General features: G+C 59.8%; 10 protein-coding genes and 14 pseudogenes. 12 read left to right on the top strand and 12 right to left on the bottom strand.

The features are described from left to right. The 6 genes and pseudogenes from NKH28_RS32790 to NKH28_RS32765 all read left to right on the top strand — a co-directional run. Positions 1-536, top strand: a pseudogene (locus NKH28_RS32790) (FAD-binding protein); the annotation flags it as partial. Further along, positions 529-1,150 (top strand): annotated as a pseudogene (gene istA, locus NKH28_RS32785) (IS21 family transposase); the annotation flags it as partial. The pseudogenes NKH28_RS32790 and istA (NKH28_RS32785), both read left to right, overlap by 8 nt. 99 nt (positions 1,151-1,249) lie before the next feature. Beyond that, positions 1,250-1,427 (top strand): annotated as a pseudogene (locus NKH28_RS32780) (ATP-binding protein); the annotation flags it as partial. Next, a complete protein-coding gene (locus NKH28_RS32775) occupies positions 1,381-1,722 on the top strand; it encodes a recombinase zinc ribbon domain-containing protein (RefSeq protein ID WP_352981310.1) in 342 nt (113 codons plus the stop codon). The pseudogene NKH28_RS32780 and the gene NKH28_RS32775, both read left to right, overlap by 47 nt. Then, positions 1,668-2,285: a hypothetical protein gene (locus NKH28_RS32770; protein WP_352981309.1), complete on the top strand. Its 618-nt coding sequence runs from the start codon at positions 1,668-1,670 to the stop codon at positions 2,283-2,285. The genes NKH28_RS32775 and NKH28_RS32770 overlap by 55 nt, the downstream gene beginning before the upstream one ends. A gap of 326 nt (positions 2,286-2,611) precedes the next feature. Next, a pseudogene (locus NKH28_RS32765) lies at positions 2,612-2,767 on the top strand (ATP-binding protein); the annotation flags it as partial. Between the two features lie 92 nt (positions 2,768-2,859). Here the strand turns inward: NKH28_RS32765 and NKH28_RS34625 are convergent. From NKH28_RS34625 to NKH28_RS32725, 7 genes and pseudogenes are all read right to left on the bottom strand, one after another. Then, positions 2,860-4,179, bottom strand: a pseudogene (locus NKH28_RS34625) (IS1634 family transposase); the annotation flags it as partial. A gap of 176 nt (positions 4,180-4,355) precedes the next feature. Further along, positions 4,356-4,553, bottom strand: a pseudogene (locus NKH28_RS32750) (IS6 family transposase); the annotation flags it as partial. Between the two features lie 225 nt (positions 4,554-4,778). Next, positions 4,779-6,806, bottom strand: coding sequence for an HAD-IA family hydrolase (locus tag NKH28_RS32745; protein ID WP_352981306.1), 2,028 nt, complete (start codon positions 6,804-6,806; stop codon positions 4,779-4,781). 226 nt (positions 6,807-7,032) lie between these two features. Beyond that, positions 7,033-8,049, bottom strand: coding sequence for a hydroxymethylglutaryl-CoA lyase-like TIM-barrel protein (locus NKH28_RS32740; RefSeq protein ID WP_352981305.1), 1,017 nt, complete (start codon positions 8,047-8,049; stop codon positions 7,033-7,035). 47 nt (positions 8,050-8,096) lie between these two features. Further along, positions 8,097-8,903, bottom strand: a complete 807-nt coding sequence (locus NKH28_RS32735; RefSeq protein ID WP_352981304.1) for an SDR family NAD(P)-dependent oxidoreductase — start codon at positions 8,901-8,903, stop codon at positions 8,097-8,099. A gap of 117 nt (positions 8,904-9,020) precedes the next feature. Further along, the gene (locus tag NKH28_RS32730) at positions 9,021-9,785 is read right to left on the bottom strand and encodes an SDR family NAD(P)-dependent oxidoreductase (protein WP_352981303.1); all 765 of its coding nucleotides are present in this window, start codon (positions 9,783-9,785) and stop codon (positions 9,021-9,023) included. A gap of 237 nt (positions 9,786-10,022) precedes the next feature. Then, positions 10,023-10,235: pseudogene (locus NKH28_RS32725) on the bottom strand (IS110 family transposase); the annotation flags it as partial. On the opposite strand from NKH28_RS32725, the pseudogene NKH28_RS34620 reads away from it, so the two are divergent. The 6 genes and pseudogenes from NKH28_RS34620 to NKH28_RS32690 all read left to right on the top strand — a co-directional run. Next, positions 10,236-10,439: pseudogene (locus NKH28_RS34620) on the top strand (ATP-binding protein); the annotation flags it as partial. It lies immediately after the preceding pseudogene. A gap of 141 nt (positions 10,440-10,580) precedes the next feature. Next, the gene (locus NKH28_RS32720) at positions 10,581-10,931 is read left to right on the top strand and encodes a transposase (RefSeq protein ID WP_352981302.1); all 351 of its coding nucleotides are present in this window, start codon (positions 10,581-10,583) and stop codon (positions 10,929-10,931) included. Between the two features lie 109 nt (positions 10,932-11,040). Beyond that, positions 11,041-11,727 (top strand): annotated as a pseudogene (locus tag NKH28_RS32715) (IS3 family transposase); the annotation flags it as partial. A gap of 162 nt (positions 11,728-11,889) precedes the next feature. Further along, positions 11,890-13,158, top strand: a pseudogene (locus tag NKH28_RS34615) (IS1634 family transposase); the annotation flags it as partial. 115 nt (positions 13,159-13,273) lie between these two features. Beyond that, a pseudogene (istA, locus tag NKH28_RS32695) lies at positions 13,274-14,097 on the top strand (IS21 family transposase); the annotation flags it as partial. 46 nt (positions 14,098-14,143) lie between these two features. Next, positions 14,144-14,280, top strand: a pseudogene (locus NKH28_RS32690) (AAA family ATPase); the annotation flags it as partial. Between the two features lie 84 nt (positions 14,281-14,364). Here the strand turns inward: NKH28_RS32690 and istB are convergent. The 5 genes and pseudogenes from istB to NKH28_RS32670 form a co-directional block, all read right to left on the bottom strand. Beyond that, positions 14,365-15,172, bottom strand: a pseudogene (istB, locus tag NKH28_RS32685) (IS21-like element helper ATPase IstB). A gap of 65 nt (positions 15,173-15,237) precedes the next feature. Then, the gene (locus tag NKH28_RS34610) at positions 15,238-15,552 is read right to left on the bottom strand and encodes a Mu transposase domain-containing protein (protein ID WP_502906695.1); all 315 of its coding nucleotides are present in this window, start codon (positions 15,550-15,552) and stop codon (positions 15,238-15,240) included. Between the two features lie 22 nt (positions 15,553-15,574). Then, a complete protein-coding gene (locus tag NKH28_RS34605; protein ID WP_502906694.1) occupies positions 15,575-15,718 on the bottom strand; it encodes a hypothetical protein in 144 nt (47 codons plus the stop codon). Between the two features lie 132 nt (positions 15,719-15,850). Continuing rightward, on the bottom strand, positions 15,851-16,084 hold the full coding sequence (locus NKH28_RS32675; RefSeq protein WP_352884666.1) for a hypothetical protein: 234 nt from the start codon (positions 16,082-16,084) through the stop codon (positions 15,851-15,853). Between the two features lie 2 nt (positions 16,085-16,086). Next, positions 16,087-16,314: pseudogene (locus NKH28_RS32670) on the bottom strand (transposase domain-containing protein); the annotation flags it as partial. Positions 16,315-16,415: the final 101 nt, after the last annotated feature.

Genomic DNA, 16,415 nt, shown 5'->3' with positions numbered 1-16,415 from the left:
GATTGGAGGCCGCACACAGCCGACGTCGCATCGTTCATGCGCATGGTGACGGCACCGGGCGTGAGATCATGCGTGCCCTGATCGCGGCTGTGCGTTCCACTCCCTCGATTGTTGTCGTGGAGGGCGTGGAAGCGCGCCGGCTGGCGGTGCGAGAGAATGCGATCCGAGGCGTCTGGGCGAGCGGTTCGATAGGACCTGTCTTCTTCGGCTCACGGCGGGTCGTCCTCGCCACCGGTGGGATCGGGGGACTGTTTCTCGACACCACGAATCCTTCGGGCAGTTGTGGACAGGGCCTGGCGCTTGCGGCCCGCGCTGGAGCTGTCCTTGCCGACCTCGAGTTCATCCAGTTCCACCCGACCGCGCTTGACGGCCCGGAACGCCCTATGGTGCTGGTCAGCGAGGCCGTCCGCGGCGAAGGTGCTGCCCTGATCGACGAAACCGGCCAAGCTTTTCTCCAGAGCGTGCCAGGGGCGGAACTCGCGCCTCGTGATGTCTTGGCGCGCGCCGTCTGGAACCATCTTGCCAACGGCCCGCGCCCGTCTTGCCGGGCTGAGCTGGCCGCTGCCTGAAGGTACAGATGACGAAGGCCTTGAGCTGCTGCTGTTCCCAGCGCCGAAGGCGGCGTCGCAAAGCCCCCGGCGGCCGGTGCCCGATTGGAGCTATGTGGAGAAGGAGTTGCGCCGGCGCGGCGTAACACGGGTGCTGCTTTGAGAAGAGTATCGTGCCGCCAATCCCGACGGCTTTGGCTATACCTGGTTTTGCACGACCTTCGAGGCCTGGAAAGGCCGCGCGCCCGACCATGCGCCAGACGCACCTGGGCGGCGAGAAGGTGTTTGTCGATTTCGCCGGCGATACCATCGAGATCTTCGACCCCATCACCGGCGAAGCGCATCCTATGAAGCTGTTCGTCGCAGCGATGGGCGCCTCGAACTATACCTATGCCGAGGCGTGCCCGAGCGAGAGCCTGTCCGACTGGATCGGCGTGCATACGAACTTTTTCACCTTTCTGGGCGGCGTGCCGAAGTTCGTGGTCTGCGACAATCTCAAGGCCGCCGTCACCAACCCCGATCGCTACGACCCCGGCCTCAACCGGACCTATGCCGAGATGGCGAGCCATTACGGCACCGCAGTCCTCGCAGCCAGGCCGAGATAGCATTCTTCAAAATCCTGCCTATGCTGGAGCGTATGTCTATGGCCGGAGGCGGATGGAAGGCGGGCGGATTCGCCATGGCGTTTATCGCCCGAGGAGACGGGCGCGACCGGCCTGGGCAAGAGTTGGCTTGCCTGCGCGCTTGGCCACAAGGCTTGCCGCGACAATCGATCGGTGCTCTATCAATCGCGTCCCGCGTCTCTTCGAGGCGCTCCCCCTGGCACGCGGCGATGGACGCTATGGCCGCCTGCTCAAGACGCTCGGCCGCGTTCAGCTTCAGGCTGCCCATCCTGGATATCGGCTGGGAGGAGTTCATGGAGAACCAGAGGCGACTCGTAAACAACATCAACCGCTATGAGGCCGGCAATTCAGGTGTGCCGCGCAAGAGAGCGGCACTGCTGCAGGGCATCGCTGTTTGTGGGCGGTGCGGTCGCCGGATGAGCCTGCGCTATAGCGGTCCTGCGGGCGACTACCCCGTCTACACGTGTCGCGCCGACCGCGATCAGGAGGACAGGAAGTGCGTGCGCTGCCTGTCGATGCGCACGTCGAAAGCATCCTGCTCGAGGCCTTGACGCCGGACAAGATCGCCATCGCTATCGCCGCCTTGGGCCAGATCGAAGAAGAGACGCGTCAACTTGAGCGGCAGTGGGCGCTGCGGCGCGAGCGGGCTCGTTATGAGGCGGAAAGAGCACGGCGCCAATATGATGCGGTCGAGCCGGAGAACCGCTTGGTGGCGCGTTCGCTGGAGCGCGTGTGGGAAGAGAAGCTGCGCGCCGCCGAGGCGATCGAACAGGGTTACGAACGCTGGCGACATGACGAGCCCCTGGTCTTGAACGAGCCGGATCGCGAGGCGCTGCAAAAGCGGGGCGAAGATCTGCCCGGCATCTGGCACTCGCCTTCGACAACGGCGGCCGAGCGCAAGGCCATCCTGCGCCTCATCGTCTGCGAGGTCATTCTCGACCAGAAGCGCTTCCACGGCCAGGTCTGGTTCAAGATCTTGTGGCAGACGGGAGCGACAAGTGAACAGAGGCGGGTCCACACCTATGGCGACTACATCGATCTGGAGCAGCTGCGCAGCCGCGTGATCGAACTCAACGCCGCGGGCAAATGGACAAGGAGATCGCAGCGGCGTTAAACGCGGAAGGCTTTGTCGCAGCACGCGGCTGCGCCTTCAAAGGTGAGAATGTCTGGCTTCTGCGGACACGTTGGGGCATTCCCACTGTCAAGATCAACGGGACGAGCGCCAATCCCGACCGCTGGCTAGATGGAACCTACTGTTCAAGGGGCGGCCGCCGCCCTGGACGTCACACCCCAAACCGTCTTCGATTATCTCGCCCGCGGCTGGATCGAGGGACGCCCAGCTCACGAAGGGGCAGCCATGGCAAATCGAACTCTCGGACGACCAGATCAACACGCTGCGGGCGCGGACCGCTCGCACCAGGCGATCAAGCAAGAAGGGATCATGAAAACTTCGCTGATGCCACCGTCGCCGATGCCATTCTCGACAGGATCATCCACAATGCCCATCGCATCGCCCTCCACGGCGACAGCATGCGAAAGCCAAAAGCAGCGCCCCTCTTGACCGCAACCGAAAACATCGAAATCAATCATCCATGAACGCAACAAGGCTCCCGAGGACCACCGCCGCCAAACTGTCCTGACTTTAGTGAAACAACTGTCCGGGAATTGGCGGAATCGCTGTCCAGAGTTTGCGAAGCGCGCAACAGGCTCTCGACCTCGAGCAAATCGCGATACCGCAGCACGGCCTGGAGCGGGGTCACCTTCGCGTTGGTCCGCACCACGGTGATGCCGTCGTACCGGGCTTCCTCGGCAAGCTTGCCGACATCGATCTTGAAGTTCTTGCCGCTGGCCTTGAGGTAACGCCGGTAGGCCGAGTTGCCGACCAATGCCTTGTCGCCCTTGTTGAGCTGTGCCTCGAGGCCGGCGATGATCGCCTGGCGGTCGGCCCTGTCCTTCTCGGCCTCGACGTCATTGCGGCTGACGATGTAGCGGTCTTTACCGAGCTTGACCTCTTTGACCCACAACTGAGTTTCACCGCGCTGGCGCTCGAGAACGAGCGGAACCATCGGTGCCGCGTCATTGAGCACGACGTTGTGGATCACGCTGCTCGAGCGTTCGCGGGCCCCCAGAATGTATTCCATGCCCAGCTTCTCGAGCGCGGCGATGGTATCGGCGCTGATCATGCCGCGATAGGCGACAATGCAGGCGCGTGTGACACCGAAGCGCGTTCGCAGCCGATCGACAACCGACAACAGGACGGTCACGTCAGCGGTGTTGCCGGGCACCATCTCGGTGCAGATCGGCCGGCCCTCGGCCTCAGCGACCAGCGCCAAGATCATTTACGCCGATCGGGGCGGTAGTCCTTGCAATGCCGGCGCTTGCCCAGCGTCTCGCCGCCCGCGCGGTAGAAGGACAACGAGGTGGTGTCCATGAACACAAGGCTGAGTTCGGTGAACAGGTCCTGCCGGCGCGCGACGAGCTTTTCACGCAGCGCGCCACCAGCGCGCCTTGCGCCTTTTCGCCGAGTTCCTCGCCCAGCCACGCCTTTGCCCGGTAAAAGTGATGGAGCGCCAGACCCTCGGCGCCCTCGATACCATAATTGGCCATCCAGTTCACGCAGTCGCGGTCCGAGCCCGAGACGAACAGCCGATGCAGCGTGCCAATGAACACCGCCCGTTCCACCGCAAAGCCGAACTGGCGCCCCTCCAGCACCTCATCCAGCACCTCGCCGATCCCGAGCCGCTCCCGCAGCCGCCCGAACAACAGCGGACCGCCGATGCGGCGAGAAGCAATCCGCCCGGCGTCAATGTCGGACAGGATGAGGCTGCGTTCGCCATGGCGCGCAATCGAGGCCGCCCCCGCCCTCTGTCAAGTTCGCCGCTGGCAACCAGCGCATCCTTGCGGCCCAGCGCCTTTATCGTGCGCTGGCGAACGGTTTTGCCGTCGCGGACACTTTCCACGGGGTAGAGATAGCGGTGGCCGCGCGCGACTCTCTCAACGACAAACATGCCGGCGTTGTTAGCGAATAAACGCCGCAAAATCCGTAAAAAGTGGGGGCTAACAACACAAATGTTGTTACCACACATTTTCGCGCCGTAAACTCAAGGCAAGTGAATTCAATAGCTTAACGGACAGCGTTCGCATCCGTTCACCTCCAACTGTTCAAGTCGGGCCAGACATCGTTTCGGCTGTACTGCTTGCGCGCGTAATCCGGACCGAACTTGATGCCCCACCGCGGATTGTCTCATGGAAACCACGATCCCACGCTCCAGCAGCATTTCCTCGACCAGACGCAGGAGAACCTGTAGTAGAGCCAGACTGCATGGGCGATGATCTGCGGCGGGAAACGATGCCGCTTGTCGCTGACGGTCGCGGTGTTCATGCCATCGGTCTATGCCGCAAATCCCTGAACGCGAGTTAGTTAAGTTGATAACGGCGGTGGGTAGAGCCGCTGCCGTCGACCGCGACGCCAAGCTAAAAACGCTCTGTATTATGCCGCACGGCATAATGGCGGTCTCGACGAGTGAAGCAGTACGCGTCCACCTCGCTCCGACCTCATCGTGGCCGTAGAAGGAGCGTCGCCCTGGCAGACGCCCCCACCGTAGGACTAAATGTTATCAGACGATGACGTCTCTGCATGCTCAGTTGAAACCTGATTTGTTCTGCTGGAATGCATCGCCGATCGAAGGTGTGGAAACAAACTGCCGTCGAAGATCTGACCGAGGTTCTTTGCGACATAATCGGCAGCGCCGTTCTCGTCTTGATGCGACTCGCCGGGTTTGTTGTGGTCGGTGGTTACGAGAAGTGCGTCGAGCCCGGCAGCCTTTGCGCCCTTGATGTCAGTATCAACCTGATCGCCGACCATCAAAAGACGATCGGTACCGGCCCGAGCGATGCACTCTTGGAAAATGGCCCTTCCTGGCTTGCCCATAAACTCTATTGAGATTGGAGGGGCTCCGAAGGGCGCTAGCCCTGCCTGAAGCATTGGCCCTATTATGCCTGGTCCAAAGACGAGTGAGCCGTTCTTTCTAGGATAAGTGATGTCCGCGTTTGCCGCTATTACACGGGGCATCTCGCCCGTCTCGAACAGTCTGCGGTGAAAGGTCGACAGGATGTTATCGGCAGCCAGTTTAAAATCGAAACCTTCGTCATCGAGCACCACGAGTATGTCGAATGTCGGGGCCGTATCGGCGCCATGAAGATTTGGGTGCTTGCCCAAGATCTCATGCGCAGCGTGCGCACTGCCCACATAGGAGACTAGCCGCCCGGACGCCAGCTCTTCGAGTACGCGATGTCGCGCAACACCTCCCGCGAAGACGATACGATCGACCGCCGGAATCGGAAGTCCCGCGCCGCGGAGACGCGCTAATATCGTTTCATCCGATCCACTACTGATATTCGTCACGATGTAGTATGGCTGACCGGACGTATTAAGTCGGGCCAAGATATCAGCAGCGCCGGGCAGCGCTTCATTTTCGCTGATCAGGACCCCCGTCGCGTCGAAAAGTATCGCGTCATAGCAATCTGCCAGTGTCTGGGGAGGTGGGCTTTCGACGGCGGCGGATAGAGGACAGGCTGATTCCGTCCTTGGCTGAACCGCGCGCGCCTTAGAGGAAGGAAAGTAGCCGTGACGCACGACCCTCGCTTCGGGTGGTATGCTGGCCTCGCACGTCTCGCTATAAGCCCAGGCCATCCACTCGCATAAAATGGCCAAGTCTTCTGTCTCGACCGTAGGCCCCGCCCATATCCGGAATCCCGGGGGCGCGTCACCGTAGCTCCAGATGTCAAAAGCCGCGCCTTCGGCTTCGAGTAGACGGATCATCCCGCCAGCGATTTTACCGCAGTCCTCTGTCTCGCCGGCAGCAACAAGCCGAAGGGTAATTGAGCAGGTGGAGCGTGTTGCCGGATTGGTGCAAGTCCAATCGATCCAAGGAGTAGAGTTCACCCAGTCGTCCATGACAGCATAATTATTGGCAACCCTGTTCAGAAGCGCGGGTAGTCCACCGCACGCTTCGGCCCAGTCGAGTGCAGAGTGGATATCCTCGACGGCGAACATGCTGGGGGTCGAGATTGTGCGGCCGCCAAAGAACGCCTTGTTTACAGATCCGTCTGGGTTGCGCAGTCTCATGAGCCTGGCTACAGGCTTACGACCGTCGACCTTCAGCCGTGCCTGGGCCCGAGGCGAGAGCGCGATCATGCCATGGCCCCCTTCGCCGCCAAGCGCCTTCTGCCATGACCAGCACAGAACATCGATCCGACCGAAGTCGATGGGCCTCGTAAAAGCCGCCGAGACGGCATCTGCGATCACAAGCCCGGCACGGTTAGGAAGAATCCAGTCAAGATCCGGTGGACAAACGCCGCTGCTGGTGCCGTTTAGCACCAGAACGATGTCGTGATTGGGGTCGATCCTGCTCGTGCTCGGAAAATCTCCGTAAGCACAAATGTGCCGCCTTTGGGGGGCAAGCGCCAACGTATCGATCTCATTTGCCCAATACTGCGAGAAGCTGTCTGACAAGAATGTCTCGACTGGAAGCGGGCCGAGTAGATTTTGTAAGGCCATGCTGCAGGCCCCAGTTCCTGAACCGGGCACGATTCCGCAGAGCCAGCTATCAGGCAGCTCTAGCAAAGTGGCCATGCGCCTGATGACTTCTCCTAGCCTTTCTGCTCCCTCGGAGCTCCGGTGACTCCGTCCAACATAGCGCAGCATAGTTGGGTGCACGCTCCAACCGGGATGTTTGCGGCAAGGGCCTGATGAAAACCGTGGATCGGACGGGAGGGCCGATGGTTTCACTACCGCATTTGGCAGAGTCATGGCTTCCTCCAAGTTGGGAAAAGAGGCACCTCAACAGAGATATCTGCGATCAGGCGATGTCCATCAGCGCCGACAGCTTTCCATCGGCAAAACTCATCCGCTCATCGGCGCGGAGATCCGAAAGGCGCCTGATGATTACGTCGTCAGACAATGCCCAGCCTTCGCGTAGCTTTTGAACATAGGAGGGGTGGATAAAGTTTGAGCCCGCGAATTGATATGCCGCGCTGCTGCCCCAGCCATACCGTTTGCGAAGCGGATCGAAGTGACGCAAAACGTGCTCGAGGAGTCCGCGTTCCTTGGATGTTTCGAGACGAGCGAGAACCGGTAGGAGCTGCTCACTAGCGGTATTTCCTGCCCCGCGGCCCATGCCGCCCATGGTGCAGTCTATCCAGGTCGCTCCCGCCATAGCGGCGGCCACTGAATTGACCATTGCATATCCGCGGTTGTCATGGCCGTGGAATCCAATGTCAGGCTCGATTCGATCCGCAAACCGGCCGATAATTTCCTGAACGCGAGTCGGCGTCATAGAGCCAAAGGAATCGGCAATATATAGCACGTCGATGGAGTCGATCTGCTTTACCTCCTTCAGGCACATCTCAACTTCTGCGGCATTTGCTGCATCGATCTGCATGAGATTCACAAACACACGGAAGCCTTTCCGAGACAACTCAGCGAAAATGTTCCGGCAGGCAGCCAAGTTGCTGTAATGCGTCGCCACGCGGACGGTCGTGATATGTCCTGGCACTAGTCCTTCTGTCAGGCGGGTCACGGCAAGGGGTACAGGCAGTTCGCTCGTAAGCACGTCCTTGGCATCGACCATCACGCATGCCTTGACCAGGAGACCAGCAGCTACCCGTTCGGCCTTAGAGCTCGTCACACTGGCGAAATATCCGTGGCTCTCAGGCTTTCCGGCGAGCCCCAGTTCGACCATGCGCACCGGGAGAGTGTTGATGGTAGCGACATAGTCCGACACCAGTTCCGGTGCGAAATCCCAATTTGTGTAGTAGCCACCGTCGCGCAAGGTGCAGTCTAACAAGTTCACTTCATCTGGTATTGCGCTCAACATTGCCTAGCCTCCAAAAAATTACCGCCACAACATTCAGACGTCATGCATCAGCTCGCGGCGTAGCCTCCATCTACATAGAGAATCTCGCCTGTTACGAACGATGCAGCTGGGCTCGCGAGGAAAATGTAAGGGCCGAAATACTCGGACAGATCGCCGCGGCGTCGCATCGGAGTGAGTTCCATTGCGCGGCGCTGATAAGGGGTATCGAGATTAGGGTGCACTCCATCCATGAAGTTGTTGATGAATCCAGGAGCGACGGCGTTTACACGAATACCTTTATCGGCCCATTCTACCGCCATGGTGCGCGTCAGTTGATTGACGCCACCCTTGCTCGCAGCATAGACAGCTAAGCCCGGTATGCCGAGCGAACTGGCGACCGACGAAGTCATGATGATGCTGCCGCCGCCTTGATTTAGCATTGCCTGGGCGGCAAACTTGGCACAATAGTAGTAGCCCCGCAGATTGGTATCGATGATTTCGTCCCATTCCGGCTCTTCATATGAATGCGCTGGCTTAATGATGTCGGTACCTGCGTTGCAGATCATCACATCGATCTGCCCAAATCGGTCGACCGTGCTACTGATCAGCGCCTTGCAATCGTCGAGCGACCGCACATCAGCGCGGATAGCCGTCGCGTTGATTCCTTGGCCCGCGAGTTCGGCCTCTGCTTCGGCCAACTCTTCAACATTGTGCGAGGAAAGGACTATCTTCGCACCCAATCGTCCAAAGCAGGTGGCGAGCGACTTCCCTAGACCCCGGCTCGAGCCTGAAATGCAGACCACCTTTCCATCAATTCCGAAGAGCTCTTGGTATCCTTCCGCACCAATTGCAGAATTACGAGTTGTATCAGACATAGTCGATTACCCACCCCAGCTATGAATACACGCATGTGCGATTGAACGGCCGAGATCGATGACGGCTCTGTTTGCGTTGGCTTCGTTCATGCAATGGCTCCTAGTGCGACGAGTTGTTCAGACGGTTGCACTCAGCCCACCATCGATGACGATCAGGGCGCCGCTGACATAGGCGGCGCGGGCGCTGGCCAAGAATGCAGCAACTGCTGCGACTTCCGAGGGATCGCCAAGGCGTCGGGCCGGGGTCCTATCCTCGAGCGCACGGATGGCTTCAGCGTGGTCGCCGAGGCGATTGGCTTCGTGAATCGCCGTGCTGTGTGCTCCAGGAGCGAGCACGTTTACGGTGATGCTCTCGCCCGACAATTCTTGTACGAGCGTGTGGCAGTAGGGCACTAGCCCTGCTCGTGCGACACCCGACAGCGCGAAATGTACTGGGGTCCGTACAATAGCCTCGGAAGCGAGCATCAATATTCGCCCCGCCGGCGAGCGCCGCAGATGCGGCAAGGCAGCCGTAACTAGATTTATCGAAGGTAAAAGCACTCGGTCAAACGCATCGTCGAAATCCTTAGGCGTCATGGCCGAGGGTGGCCCGGCAGAAACGCCGCCGCAATTCGTCACCAAGATGTCGACACATCGAAAATGCTCTGCTGTTTCGGCAACCCAAGCTGCTGCATCAGCGCAGTCAGTTACATCGGTCGCGCGTGCCAGCACTTGGGCGCCCGTGCCGCGCAACCGATCCACTGCTCTTTCTAGCCGCCCCGGATCCCGCCCACAAATGGACAGGCGGCAGCCTTCGTTAGCTAACTCCTCAGCTGTGGCCAAACCTAAGCCGCTTGAGGCGGCCGCGACCATTGCCACCTTGCCGTCAAGCCCTAAATCCATTTCTCACCCTAATTAACATCACAATGCTTCTTGGCACCCTTGCAGGCAGTCAAGCATATACCGTGCCGAACGAAAAAAGCCGCTCAAAACAGCAGGATAGCCCTGCTGATAAAACGTCGATTTTGCTCTTACGTCGGATCCCCTACATTTGTGTCGCATGCACGCCGATACGCCTTCTGGCTCTGAAACGTTAGGTAAGCAACTTAAGTTTTTGCCCCAAGCGAGTTAGTCGTGTACAACCATCGGCAACACGATAGGAGCGAGCCCGTCCCGATCGACGAGAAGACTGCGGACATTCTTCTTGAACGTGCTTCCCTTGCCCGTAGGAACCAGCAATGCGAACGTCTTCATCAAACCGCGGATCTGATTTGAGAGCACGGTGGTATTCCTGACCAGCCTGCTGCGTGCCGCCACGAGCGTGCGGGTGAGCATGCTGTCGAACCCCTTCACGAAGGCGCCGGCGCATGGCTGCAGATCCTGATCCATCAGCGCTACAAACTGCGCCGCAGCGTCATCGCCACCTCCAATCGGGTAGACTGGGGGGCATATCTGCGAGACAACACCATCAGCACTACGATACCTCGATCGGCTGATGCATCATTGCCATCACGCAGCTATCGCCTCAAAGAAGCCGCTGAAGCCCTTGCCCGGGAACAAAGTCAAACTAACAAATCCACTTCTGTCCTGCATTGCGGGTGGAGGAGTTTGACTGACCCTTGGAGTGCGCCCCTCGGACCGGACAGGATGAACAAGCAGAATTGACTTGGAAGCCGGGCTTTCGAAGGATGGAAGCCCATGGTGACTTATCGCACGCACAGCATCGAGTTCAAACGTCAGGTAGTGCAGGAGTTCCTGTCCGGCGAGACGCTGCATGGTCTCGCCAAGCGGCACGAACTGCCGCGTAACCTGATCCGCATCTGGGTTCAGAAATACGAGGCCGGCTCCTTCGACGAAGACGTGGCGGCGGCCGACACGATGCAGACCTATGAGGCGCGGATCGCAGCGCTGGAGCGGCTGGTAGGCCGGCAGGCCTTGGAAATTGAGTTTATAAAGGGGGCTCTGAAAAGCGCACCACGTCCGAGAAGCGGGACTACATCCGTGATCACCAGCCCGGCGGTGTCTCCATCGCTGAAGGATGCCGGCTGATGGGGATCGCGCGATCAACCTACTACGATCAGCCCGAAACCGCCGTGGATGACACAGCGCTCGTCGAGACGATGGGTGAGATCTCCGACAGCTTGAAGCTTACGGCTATCGCCGCATGCAGGCGGCGCTGCGGCAGCGCGGCATCGTCGTCAACCACAAGAAGGTCAGACGGTTGATGCGCGAGCACGATCTGCAGCCCAGGATCAGGCGCCGCTTCATCGCCACTACGGACAGCGATCACGAGTTGCCGATCTTCCCGAACCTGGCGAAGAACGTGACACCCGACGGCCCGAACCAGCTCTGGGTGAGCGACATAACATACGTGACGATTGCGGCGGGCTTCGTCTACGTCGCGGTCATTTTGGATGCCTGGTCACGCAAGGTCGTTGGTTACGCCATCGGTCGGTCGATCGACGCGCGCTTGACCGTTGCAGCATTGAAGGCGGCAATCGAACGACGAAAACCCCCGCCGGGCTGCGTCCATCACTCGGACCGAGGGTCGCAATATGCCGCACTCCTCTACCGCAACGTTCTCGCCGAGCACGATCTTATTGGATCGATGGGCCGGCGCGGCAATCCCTACGATAATGCGAAAGCGGAAAGCTTCATGAAGACGATGAAGGTCGAAGCCGTCTATCCGATGGCCTACGAAACCTTCGCCGACGTCGCTGAGGACCTTCCCCGCTTCATTGATGAGGTTTACAACACCCTCCGATTGCACTCAGCGCTCGGCTATCTCAGCCCGCAACAGTTCGAGGACCAACACGCCCGGCAGATGGTCAAAACTGCGGCTTGACCCTGTCCGGTCCGAGGGGCGCACTCCACCTACCCGGGGAAATTTGACCCGACTTGAGCAGTAACGGCGGAACAAGCTGGCAACTGGCTTTGTAAGCTATTGATTTTGTTGATGCGGGTTTTCGGCGCGGGATTTGTAGTGAAAACATTATCGTTTACTTATGTTTTGGGGTCAGATCGGGCGTGCGAGAACTGCATGGCCGATTACAAGATCAGCGGCATCGAGGGCCTTCAGCTGCATCACCTTTACCGGGCGATGGCCTGGCTCGGCGAGGAGATCGAAGAACAAGCCGAAGGAGGTCTGGGTCCAAGGTGCGTGAAGGATCTGATCGAGGAACAGCTGTTCGATCGCCGCCGCGACCTGTTCACTGATCTGTCCCTGGTGTTCATGGATACAACCCACCTTGTCGTTCTACGGAGAAGGCGGGGAGAGTTTAGGCCAGCATGGCCACTCCAAGGATTATCGCCCCGATCTGAAGCAGATGGTGCTGGCGGTGGTGATCGACGGCCAGGGCCGTCCGATCTGCACAGAGATGGTTGCTGGAAACACCGCCGACCTCACGGTGCTGTTGCCCATCGTTGATCGGCTGCGCGACCGCTTCAAGGTGGGACGGGTCTGCGTGGTGGCCGATCGCGGCATGATCTCGGCGGCGAGCATCGCGGCGCTGGAGGCGCGGAAGTTGGAATATTTCCTCGGCGCCCGCGAACGCTCCAGCGTCATCGTGCGCGATCTGGTGATGAACGACGAGCAGCCGTTTACGCCCCTCTTGGTCGAGCGGGTCAAGGGCGAGACCCAGCTGTTCGTCAAACAGGTCAAGCTCTCCGGCCAGCGCTACATCGTCTGCCGCAACGAAGCCGAGGCCGAAAAGATAAGGCCGATCGCTAGGGGTCGTGGAGGGACTGCAAAAGCAGCTGAAGAAAGGCGACAAGGCGCTGATCGGCAACAAGGCCTATCGACGCTATTTGAAGTCTGTCACCAAGGACGCCTTCGAGATCGATTTTCGGCAAGCTGGCCCAAGAGGCCCGCTATGACGGGATCTTCGTCTTAAGGACCAACGCCAAGATCACGCCCCTGCAGGCGGTCCTTCGCTACCGCGACCTTCTGCAGGTGGAGGTTCTGTTCCGCTGGGCTAAGGCGCTGATGCGCACCCGGCCAATCTATCACAGCTCGGATGAGGCGATCCGTGGTCACGTGTTCTGCTCGTTCCTGCCTCTGCTGCTGCAGAAGGAATTGGCGGATCTTTGCGCCGCCAAAGGCTTCAGCGTCGAATGGGGCGATCTGCTGCGCGACCTGGACCGGCTGCAGGAAGCCATGATCGAGAAGGATGGCAAGCGCATCACCACCCGAACCCACCTGAAAGGCCAAGTCGGGTCGGTCTTCCAGGCCGCCGGCGTCGCCCTGCCGCAAAATATCCGCGAACAGGCCGCTTGAGCGGCGGCCCAAACCCGCAAAATGTAGTGCAAACACCCGTCCGTGCGCATGCAAGGTATTGAAATCACAGCGCTTAGAATCTCACTGTTGAAGTAGGGTTTGAAGTGACCCGCGGGGCGCCTATACTGCGGTGAAGCGCTTCGTTGCTGCAATCCGTCCGAGGATCAGTCTGGGCCATTCGAAGTTCGCTTCGAGACGCCGGCCGGCCATCAGGCACAGGTCGACTTCGCCCGCTTCGTCACCGAGTTCACCGACGCGCCGGGCACGATGCGCATCGTCTGGCTGTTCTCACTGGTACTTGGACACTCGCGCTACATCTTCGCCCGCTACGTGAAGCATCAGGGTCTGCAGACGCTGCTGCGCTGTCATATGCAGGCTTTCGATGCCATTGGGGGAGTGCCGATCGAGATCCTCTACGACAGGATGAAGACGGCGGTCACTGGCGAAGATAACGAAGGCCGCATCATCTACAATCGCGCGCTCCTGGCCCTGGCCCGGTACTTTGGCTTCCAACCCAGAGCCTGCCGGCCGTATCGCGCCAAAACGAAGGGCAAAGTGGTAGCGACCATTCCGCTATATCCGCGAGGACTTCTTCCTGGCCCGCAGCTTCCGCAATCTGGACGACCCGAACGAGCAATTGCAAGATTGGCTCGACACCGTCGCCAATGTCCGCCTGCACGGCACCACGCAGCGCATCGTCAGCGAGGCCTTCGCGGCGGAGCAGCCGGAGCTTCAATCTCTCCCGGCAGTTCCCTTCGACGCGCTTCTTAAGCTGGAGCGCCGCGTCAGCCGTGACGGTCTCGTCTCGATCGGCGGCAACTACTACAGCGTTCCCGATCGCACGCGGTGGGTTGTCGAGGTTCACCAGCTTGCCGACTGCATCCGCATCCTGGACGAAGGCCGATTGGTCGCCACATCCGGTGATCGAGGGGCGGCGCCAGTATCGCATCGATCTGCTCATCGCAAGGGGGCAGTCCGCCACGGCCTCTTCTTCCAGCTCGTCAATGCCCGCTACGAGAAGGGCGCCATGATCCTCACCAGCACGCCGATCTTGTTCCCGAGCATGTTCGCTTCAAAGCAATCATCAACCCGCCACCACCGCCGAAAAAGCGTGGCCGCCCAGCAGGACTGAAATCGACCGATCAAGACGCCGGCTGTCAATACCGCTTGAAATTTCCCCAAAAGTGCCGAAGTAAAATTCCCCAATTATGCCGTCTCGGACGGCATTGAGAATTGGGTATTTTTCGGCGGTCGACCGCGCGGCCGTGATGGTGGAGCGAAGGACGGTGGGGTAATCAGGGCTTTCGAGCGGACGTGCTCAGGCATCAATTCGGCATGCTGGCGCAGCCTGTAGCTTGATCCTTGGATCTGAACGACGACGGCATGATGCAAAAGCCTGTCGAGAAGCGGGGTGGCGACCACGGCGTCTCCAAAAACATCTCCCCATTCTGCAAAGCCGCGATTGGACGTCAGGATCATTGCCCCTCGTAGCGGGCGTTGACGAGCTGGAAGAACAGATTGCCACCGCCGGCGATGACCGGGAGATAACCGATCTCGTCGACGATCAGCAGACTTGGCCTGCAGAAGAAGCGGATGCGTTCTTGCAGCCGTCCCTCGCGCTCGGCCCTAGAGAGCGCTGCAATGAGGTCGGCCAGGGTGCAGAAATAGACGCTTTTGCCCGCTTTGACAGCTTCGACGCCGAGCGCGATAGCCAGATGGCTTTTGCCGGTTCCCGGCGGGCCAAGGAAATGGGCGGCCTCGTGCTTTCGACGAAACCCAGTTGCGCGAGCGTGAAGATCCGATCGCGATCGAGGGAGGGCTGGAAAGTGAAATCGAAGCCGGCGAGCGTTTTGATGGTTGCCAGCCGACCCATCCGCAACGCCGTCTTTATGCGACTGTTCTCGCGCAGGGTCAGCTCTTCGGAAAGGAGAATATCGATCGCTTCGAGTGCCGACAGCTCGCCATGCTCCAGGCGGCGGACAATATGGTCGAGCGCTTCAAGGGCAAGTGGCATCTTCAGGCCGACAAGATCATGGCGAATGCGGTCGATCATCGACGGCACGGAATCGAGCGCGGCGCTCATGGGCGGTTCTCCTGTGCCATAGCTCTGGCGACGGCGTCGTAGAAGGCGAGCGGCCGCTGTGTGACCCGGTCTCCGGATCCATGAAGAATGATCTCGTCATTGTTGACGCGCGATCGCGATCGCGGCGGTGAGCGAAGGGTTCTGTGTCCTGGTTCGACGCGGCGCTGATGGCGACCTTCCAACACCGGATGCACAGCAATCAGCGCACCGTCCTCGAAGATTCGAACTTCATTGGCCAACGTGTGAACCTCGACGAGCCGCGTTCTGGTGGCGTCGGGCACGCTGTAGGCGTTTCCACCAACGCTCACCATGCCCTCTCCGGATATCCTGCGCTCAAGCCGCAGAACCGATCGACGGAGACAGCGGCAAGGGACGCAGATGAAGGCGCTCTTCCGCGAAGGCCTCGACGACGACGCGCTGCGTTGTGGCGTGCACGCGCGGATTGGCAACGACATCCAGCCAGGGTGTTGAGATCATCAAGGTTGCGAAACGAGCGCGCCATCGCCAGGAAGAAGTCTTCACGAATGTAGCGGAATGGTACGCATCCGGTGAAGACCGCAGACGTGCGCATCCGGCGGCCATGAGCACCTGAGCACCGCGGTGCCGGGGTCAAGTTTTTGATGGGGAGACGCGATGATATTCTTCGAGGAGGAGTTCGACCTCCTCGATGCCTTCATCGGTGAAGGCCAAGATCCCGTCGTCATCGTTGGCGCCGTACACCCAGATGACGCCGTCCTCGGGCTCGAGACCGAGGGTCAGGTCCTGGATGAGCGCTTCGCTGACGCCGAGGTCCCTGGCGACACGTTCGACGGTGTAGACGTGATGCACCTTATTGCGCTGCATGATCAGGCCGCCGCTGATTGGGTCCGCAGTTGTGCGGATCTCCAATTCCACGGCAGCAAATCATCGATCCGATGGGCTGGGTGGGCTGCGATGCGCGCCAGGATATCGGCGAGCCAGGCCTGCGGGTCGACATCGTTCATCTTGGCGCTGACGATCAGGCTGTAGAGAACGGCAGCGCGCTGTCCGCCGCGATCGGAACCGCAGAAGAGCCAGGACTTTCTGCCGAGAGCGAAGACCGATTCATTATGCACCTCCTTTTCAAATGGCGGAAAACAGCGATTCCTGGTTGTCGTCGTGGATGCGATGCGGAGTATTGCGCGCCAAATCGGCC

Origin of the sequence: Mesorhizobium sp. M1227 (genome assembly GCF_040318315.1) — a bacterium.
In the GTDB taxonomy this organism is placed as follows: domain Bacteria; phylum Pseudomonadota; class Alphaproteobacteria; order Rhizobiales; family Rhizobiaceae; genus Mesorhizobium.
This window is presented reverse-complemented; position numbering and strand designations above follow the sequence as displayed.

Bases quoted from the DNA above. Each gene is read 5' to 3' on its own strand.
- NKH28_RS32775 (WP_352981310.1), top strand. From the start codon at position 1,381: ATGGACGCTATGGCCGCCTGCTCAAGACGCTCGGCCGCGTTCAGCTTC.
- NKH28_RS32745 (WP_352981306.1), bottom strand. From the start codon at position 6,806: ATGGCCACTTTGCTAGAGCTGCCTGATAGCTGGCTCTGCGGAATCGTG.
- NKH28_RS32740 (WP_352981305.1), bottom strand. From the start codon at position 8,049: ATGTTGAGCGCAATACCAGATGAAGTGAACTTGTTAGACTGCACCTTG.
- NKH28_RS32735 (WP_352981304.1), bottom strand. From the start codon at position 8,903: ATGTCTGATACAACTCGTAATTCTGCAATTGGTGCGGAAGGATACCAA.
- NKH28_RS32730 (WP_352981303.1), bottom strand. From the start codon at position 9,785: ATGGATTTAGGGCTTGACGGCAAGGTGGCAATGGTCGCGGCCGCCTCA.
- NKH28_RS32720 (WP_352981302.1), top strand. From the start codon at position 10,581: ATGGTGACTTATCGCACGCACAGCATCGAGTTCAAACGTCAGGTAGTG.
- NKH28_RS34610 (WP_502906695.1), bottom strand. From the start codon at position 15,552: ATGGTGAGCGTTGGTGGAAACGCCTACAGCGTGCCCGACGCCACCAGA.
- NKH28_RS34605 (WP_502906694.1), bottom strand. From the start codon at position 15,718: ATGATCTCAACACCCTGGCTGGATGTCGTTGCCAATCCGCGCGTGCAC.
- NKH28_RS32675 (WP_352884666.1), bottom strand. From the start codon at position 16,084: ATGCAGCGCAATAAGGTGCATCACGTCTACACCGTCGAACGTGTCGCC.